8 protein-coding genes are annotated in these 7,001 nt (G+C 58.3%); all 8 read left to right on the top strand.

Annotated features, from left to right (window positions below; translation table 11 throughout):
* The coding region (locus JWR14_RS30965; protein WP_299717029.1) for a hypothetical protein at window positions 1–206 on the top strand (206 nt) is incomplete at its 5' end.
* Window positions 207–745: 539 nt separating this feature from the next.
* Window positions 746–1,318: a DUF3331 domain-containing protein gene (locus JWR14_RS30960; RefSeq protein WP_299717027.1), complete on the top strand. Its 573-nt coding sequence runs from the start codon at window positions 746–748 to the stop codon at window positions 1,316–1,318.
* A gap of 108 nt (window positions 1,319–1,426) precedes the next feature.
* Window positions 1,427–1,636, top strand: a complete 210-nt coding sequence (locus JWR14_RS30955) for a hypothetical protein (protein WP_299717025.1) — start codon at window positions 1,427–1,429, stop codon at window positions 1,634–1,636.
* Window positions 1,637–1,809: 173 nt separating this feature from the next.
* On the top strand, window positions 1,810–2,232 hold the full coding sequence (locus JWR14_RS30950) for a hypothetical protein (protein WP_299717023.1): 423 nt from the start codon (window positions 1,810–1,812) through the stop codon (window positions 2,230–2,232).
* A 518-nt stretch (window positions 2,233–2,750) separates the two neighbouring features.
* Window positions 2,751–3,491 carry a hypothetical protein gene (locus tag JWR14_RS30945; protein ID WP_299717021.1) on the top strand — a complete coding sequence of 247 codons (741 nt, stop codon included), beginning with the start codon at window positions 2,751–2,753 and terminating at the stop codon, window positions 3,489–3,491.
* Between the two features lie 291 nt (window positions 3,492–3,782).
* Window positions 3,783–5,312 carry a proline--tRNA ligase gene (gene proS / locus JWR14_RS30940; RefSeq protein ID WP_299717019.1) on the top strand — a complete coding sequence of 510 codons (1,530 nt, stop codon included), beginning with the start codon at window positions 3,783–3,785 and terminating at the stop codon, window positions 5,310–5,312.
* A gap of 269 nt (window positions 5,313–5,581) precedes the next feature.
* Window positions 5,582–6,565 carry a hypothetical protein gene (locus tag JWR14_RS30935; RefSeq protein ID WP_299717017.1) on the top strand — a complete coding sequence of 328 codons (984 nt, stop codon included), beginning with the start codon at window positions 5,582–5,584 and terminating at the stop codon, window positions 6,563–6,565.
* A complete protein-coding gene (locus JWR14_RS30930) occupies window positions 6,562–6,975 on the top strand; it encodes a hypothetical protein (protein ID WP_299717015.1) in 414 nt (137 codons plus the stop codon). The genes JWR14_RS30935 and JWR14_RS30930 overlap by 4 nt, the downstream gene beginning before the upstream one ends.
* Window positions 6,976–7,001 lie beyond the last annotated feature (26 nt).

Raw genomic sequence — 7,001 nt, 5'->3', positions numbered from 1 at the left:
TCATACATGCGTACCTGCCAGCCAAGCGAGCGGAGGAAGCTGCCCAACGCAAGACGCAAGGCTCTATCATCGTCGACAATCGAAATAACACGCAGAATTTCCAAAATGCGGCCCCCGCCCTCTCGTCCCAAAAGAACGCCGTACGGCGAGTGCCGCGCGCGTCTTTTAATTTACAGATTAGCTTACAACCGCGCCCAGTGACATGATACGAATGTATATGGCGACCGCACCGCGTCCGCGTCGGCCGTCAGTGTCTCCGCCGCCGATTCCTATTATTTGCGACTTCGCGAGCTTCGACCCGCCGCGTTACTTTATCCAAAGAAGCTCCAAAATTCCCGGGGCGGTTCCCCGCGGTTATACGTCCGTATAAGCAAGTAACGCTAACGCGGCATCGGTATATCCCACCGTAGAGTAGATATGCGCCGCGGCAAAACCTACTCTTCTCTCATCGAGACAGCGAAACGCACGGTTCAGCCTGCGGCAACGCGCCCTCTTCGGCTGCCTTCGACCGGTCCATTTTTCTCCTCGTCAAGGAATCATCGTGTCAGCAGTCCTGAATAGCTGGATACATATCGGAAGCAACGCGTATGCCGAGTACACGTTCGTGCCGTGGCTCGGCCGGAGCATCTATCGCCGCACTGTCGACCTTTCCGCAATATGTATTCAGTAACTGCAAGTGATGGGGCATTCGACCACACCCATTCGTTTGATTACTGCTTCGCTCTTCGCGAAAGAGAGGAACACGATGTTGAACGCCGAACCCGATACGACTTCTGACATCCTCTCCGAGAATGGCACTCACGATACGTCTATTGCCTCCGCGCTGCCTTCAAACCGTCGTCCGTTGCCGCATCGGACGGGCCGGCTCGCCAAGTCAAAGTCCGCTTACGGCACTTCGTCGCCGACGGGTCCGGACCCTTGGGCAACGACGCTCGCAGCCATCCGCCAGTTTTCTTCCCCGCCAGACCCGATGCGGAATTCTCCGGACCTGCACGGTCGGGCCACCTCTGCCGGCGTGCCGAATCGTCCGCGGAAGGCGGGCGGCGGCGACGTGCGCACCTTTACTGTGACCGTCGTGGAGGAACTGCCCAATTCGCTCTTCGCGCTGTGCTGGCACGACCCGACGCTGTGTTATTACGGAGAGCAGGTCTGGGCGCCGAGCCGCGCTGGCTCGCCGGGTCGTTGCGCCGTATCCGGCAAATATATCGGCCTGGGCGCCTCGGTCTACCGGCCTCGAAGCCGCGGACGGGCGATACCGCTCAACGGGGATGCAATGATTCTGGCCAGCGAGCTGATCAAGGCCCGCACAGGCATGTGACGCACGCTGGCGTGAGCATAAGGTGTTCGAGTTCTCAATAGTGAAGCATCGCCGAAGCGCTGGTTGACTCATGGCGCGCTCCGCCGCCCGACCTTAAGGAGGTCCAAAATGAAACTGGATGCCGCTACGTTTGTGCGATTGCGCCGTCTCGCTCCTCTTCTTGATGACGTGCTCAGCGCAGGCGAGGTCGAGCACGCAGACCAGGCCGTGGGCCTTGCTTCACTTGCCCAGCTATGCTCACAGCTTTTCGATATATACCACTGCGAGCATCCGGGCGAAATTGCGCAAGTGCGACTCGATGCCCTCGAGTCGCACTAACGCCCTATCACTTGATATCGATAGAACCCGCGGGCGGATTACCTCCGGAAAGCGATCTCAGGCAATGGGAGTCACACTTCCGCGCATCCCTGACAACGCCCACCGCTACAAGGAACCGCTTGGCCACAACGGAGCAACCGGCTACGGCGCAAAGCGTGCATCAGGAGAACTGAATGAACCTCGAGTTTTTAAGCCATCAAGCCATTTTCGATCAGGCGGTGAAACATCTTTTTCAGCAGCGTCAGGCAGCGCTCCTGCCACGCGGCGGCGGCGCATACCGTGGTTACTGCGGCGGCTGCCCAGTCGGCAACTTCATCAAACCACGCGACTACGTGACGGCGATGGAAGGGATCCCCGTCCGCTGCGTCAACGAGGAACCAAGTGAAGTGCCTGCCTACATGGAGACGGGGGTCGCTGCGCTGAAAAAAGCACTGCTGCGTTCAAAGATCAACGTGTACGACCCGCAGACGGTCTGCTTGCTGAGCTGCCTGCAAAATGTACATGACATCTTCGGCGTCTGGGAATGGGGCGACAGGCTGCATTCCATCGCGCGCCAATTCGGCCTCAACGCCGAACAAGTCAGGAACGCTGCGTGAGCCAGCCAAGTTTGCGCCACGGGATATCTATGAAAGGCTCACCGCGCATTTGCTTGCGCAGCGCATAGGGCAAATTCAATTACGCGACAGCGTACGCCGTATCGTGTCATTTTCAGCTGTTCCTCCGCAAAGGCAATAAAAGCCCGCGCCTTACAGCTAGTGGGCCGCGCGCCAGGCAGTACCGCCCGCAGGTCGAGCGACGGCATGGTCCAGTCGGCCAGAGCCTCGCTGCCCCCGTCGTCGAGCCACTCGATGAAGATTCATTCGCTGGCCACCGCCACGCCGAGCCCAGCCAGGACAGCGGCTCGCACGCCTTCCAGTGCGCTGATACGTAACCTCGGTAGAAGCACTATCTCGCGCGAATCGCCAGCTCTGACAAACCCGCCATACTCAAAATATTGCCGATAAAATTTGTCTACGGAACTCCGGCATCGTTCACAATCTCCGTCAGCGCCCACTGACAAGCGACGAGAAAATCGCGCGCTGCTTCCACAGGCAGCCTTATTACGATGGTCCAGATGAATCACCCTCCTCAACAGCATCCAGTGCGAGACCTGCTCACTTCCTATTTCTGGAGTGGCGAGGTCATCCGCAGTCGACGCGTAAGCGACAGGGTGCTAACAGGCACGGTCGACGTGCCCGTGCCCCCTGCACGCCTGCTTGCAGATTGGGAAAGGGAGATATCGTCGCACATGGACCTGGAAGCCGGGGACGTCGAGGCAATGCCTTTGGCTCGAGCGCTAGTGCGCTGGCCGGACTACAAGCGTTGCGTCCAAGCGGCATCCGACTGGACGTGCGAGCTTGGACTGGGTGACGTGCTTGCCGCAAGCGACGTAGCTCTCATGACCTGCCGGGGAGCCAGGTACCACCACGACGGTGCGCAATATGGCGGTGCGGCCTTTTGCAATCTATTCATGAGCGAAGACAAGGGCCTGGATCTGCATTTTCCCTCTATGGGTCATCGAATTCCCCTGACCCGAGGTACCGTTGTGATATTCGATACCGGCCAGCCTCATGGCGTCATTCAACGCGGCAGCAGCGGCTTTAATGCGGCCGACTTTGCGCCCGACCGGGATTGCACCCAGATATTCCTGACTTGGGAGCTTCCTGTCGAAGATACCCATGTTGGGGACGCGCTTAAGGTTACGTTCGACGTCGACCCTTCGACCTCGCTGCAACTCGACGAAGAGCAAATCTGGGTAAACGGCGCAAGGGCCATTGTGTGTCCGGATTCTGGCCGATGGTGTCCGGTCGACTAATCGTCAGGATCACTCCGCACTTTTGCCCTGGCAAAGCGCTGGGTGAACGTGAACAGTGCTGGGGTATTCATTGGCGACCCTCCACCGTTGACATCGTCTGAAAAAACACAGATCATAAAGTCATGAAACAGATCAGCGCACAGTTCCCGCCAGTTTTCTACACCGGTTCACCAGCGGTGGGTTAGCGCGCGTCCGTATGCTGCTCAAACAAACCGCCTTCTGAGGCGGTTTTTTTTTGCCCTTTCTCAGGCCTTCTTTCGCCTTCACATAGCCAGGTGAGTGATAAACACAATGAAGAAAAATGCCATTTCTCCGACGAGAGCGGAGAACTACGCAGAGTGGTATCAACAAGTGGTTGATGCAGCGGAGCTAGCAGAAAACTCCCCTGTTCGCGGCTGCATGGTCATCAAGCCGTGGGGGCATGCGCTCTGGGAAAACATGCAGCGCGAGCTTGACGATATGTTCAAGGAAACAGGGCATCGCAATGCCTATTTCCCGCTGCTTATTCCTAAGTCGCTGCTTGAGAAAGAGGCGGAACATGTCGACGGTTTCGCGAAGGAATGTGCCGTCGTTACGCATCACAGACTGATCCATGCGGCAGATGGGTCGCTGATTCCCGATCCCGCGGCCGAACTTGAGGAGCCGCTGATCATTCGCCCCACATCCGAAACGATCGTTGGGGTCATGTTCGCCAAATGGATTCAGAGTTATCGCGATCTGCCTTTATTGATCAATCAATGGGCCAATGTAGTCCGCTGGGAAATGCGTACGCGCCTGTTTTTGCGGACTAGCGAATTTCTCTGGCAGGAAGGACATACAGCGCACGAAACGGAATCTGAAGCGCGCGAAGAGGCAACCCGGATGCTCGATATCTACACACGCTTTGTCGAAGACTATCTGGCCATACCGGTTATCCGGGGTGTAAAAAGCGACAGCGAACGCTTTCCTGGCGCCATCGAAACATACGCCATTGAAGCGATGATGGGTGATTGCAAGGCGCTGCAGGCAGGGACGTCGCATTTCCTTGGACAGAACTTCGCCAAGGCCGCCGGCATCGAGTTTCAGGGGCGTGAACGAGGAACCAGGCAATTCGCCTGGACCACATCCTGGGGTACGTCCACGAGATTGATCGGTGCGCTGATCATGGTGCATGGCGACGACGACGGCATTGTCTTGCCGCCGCGTATCGCTCCCGCTCAAGTGGTTATCTTGCCGATCCATCGAGCGGAAGACGCGAGAGCCGTGGTGGATGAATATGTCGACGTGGTAGCGAGCCGATTGCGCTCCCTGCGTTTCTCCGACAGAAGAGTTCGCGTTGAGATCGATCGCAGGGAATCACGCGGCGGTCAGAAACAATGGGCGTGGATCAAAAAAGGGGTTCCTATCCGACTCGAAATCGGTCTCAGAGATAAGGAAAGTGATTCTGTCACGTTGTCGCGACGTGATCGTGAATCGTCCGAAAAAATGTCGGTTTCGCTCGTGGATCTTCCTGAAACCATCATGTCATTGCTTGACCAGATCCAGCGCGGATGCTTCGAGCGCGCGCGACAGTTTCGCTCCGAAAACACGCGCACGATTTCACATAAAAGCGACTTCGAGGATTTTTTTAGACCGCAAGTCGAACAACAGACTGATGCTCGCGGGGGTTTCGCCTTAGCGGCCTGGTGCGGCGATAAGGCTTGCGAGAGTTGGGCGAAGGAGGCTTTGAACGTGACTATCCGCTGTCTTCCGTTCGATCAGTCGCATGAAGACGCCGGCTCGGGATGTGTCGTCTGCGGAAAACCCAGAAGCACCGTTGCACTCTTTGCTAAAAATTACTGAGATCAAGCTTAGCTATGCTTGTCATATTCATCGTTAGAAAAATGCCTCAACACCACGCGCACCGGTGCTGTGTTTCGGCTCGCAACAATTCATGTCGAAATATGTCACGACCCGTTTCGTCCGCTCGGAAACGCCCGTCTGGCGGGCCTCCGCCACGGTGACACCGCGTGACATATCTTCGTTGATGATTAAAATTACGCGCACTCCTATAGTCCGTTCATCGCCACGCCGCAGTGCAGGAAGTGGCCCTGAACCACAAAGGAGATAGTGTGAATACCCATTCGTTCGCCCCCCTGACCGCCGCCGCTCCTACGTTTGCCGCGACCACCGCGTCCGTACGTGGCGCCCTGCGCAAGCTCGTGCTCGCTGCAACCGTCGCCATGCTTGCCCTCAGCAGCGTTTCAGCTTTCGCCTGGTCGCAACACGGCACCGCGTACACATCGCGTGGCACGTATAACGGCGCCCGATACGGCTCGTGCGGCGGCGGCAGCTGCTCGCATGCTGGCGGCGTCGCTGGCCCTTACGGAGGCTTCGCGTCCAACACGGGCACTGTTACCCGCAACGCGCCGGGAGAGTTTTCGAATTCGGGCACCGCGACCGGACGCTATGGCAACTCGGTGCAACACGCCGGCGACACCAACTGCGCGGGCGGCAGTTGCTCACACACCGGCACCCTCACCGGCCCGGACGGAAAGACCGCCTCCACATCCGGCGACGTGACCAGAACCGCTCCGGGCCAGTATTCGTCGTCCGGGTCGATCACCGGATCGAACGGCAACACAGTCGACCATTCGGCATCGACGAATTGTGCGGGCGCGTCGTGCTCCCGTTCGGGCACGGTGACCGGTTCGGATGGTGGGAGCGTCTATCACTCAGGTACGGCGACGCGGGTTGCGCCGGGCGTTGTCACGACGTCCACAAGCGCAACAGGTACACACGGCAACACCGTGACAACAAGCGGAGTAGTTACCACCACGGGCGTCGTCACCACGGGCAGCACGACGGTCGTCGTCGCGCCCAAGCCCGTGGTAGTTACGCCCGCGGCCGTATATGTACCGCCGCCCCCGGTCGTGTATGTGCCGCCTCCGCCTGTCGCCTATGTGCCCCCTCCTCCGGTTGTCTACATACCGCCCCCGCCGCCGGCCGTGTATGTTGCACCGCGCGTTGTCTACATGACGCCTGTGGCTCGCCCTGTAGTGTGGATACCGGCGCACTGGGTCGGCAACGTCTGGGTACCGGCGCACTGGTCATGAGCGATAACGTGCAAGGCATGACTGGTAGCGAGGTTATGCGAATCAGCCGGAGAATGACGGGAAGGCAACGCAGCGTGAAACTCGGATATCCACGTTTTAAATCGCATTACAAACTGTTATGCAAAACCGGTGCGTCGGCAATGCTGATTGCCGGGACAGTGTTGGCGCTTGGTGTCGGCGGCCGCATGGCCCGCGTCGAAACGTCGACTACGCATCGGCCGACAGGATCGGCGCGACAGTGTGTGAAAGAGTACGGGGAGTTGTTCGATCTTGCCCATCTGGCAAGACGCGATGGAAAATCATCCGACGTGATGGCAAGTGAGCTCACCGTGATGTCCGGGCGCCTTAGCAAGTGTCAGTTGCCGGCCTATCGAAAAAATCTGGCATTCTATGTCGACCACACAACATGAACGCCGCCACGCCCGCCTGATCCCCG

This window comes from Caballeronia sp. (genome assembly GCF_028292365.1).
In the GTDB taxonomy this organism is placed as follows: Bacteria; Pseudomonadota; Gammaproteobacteria; order Burkholderiales; family Burkholderiaceae; genus Caballeronia.
This window is presented reverse-complemented; position numbering and strand designations above follow the sequence as displayed.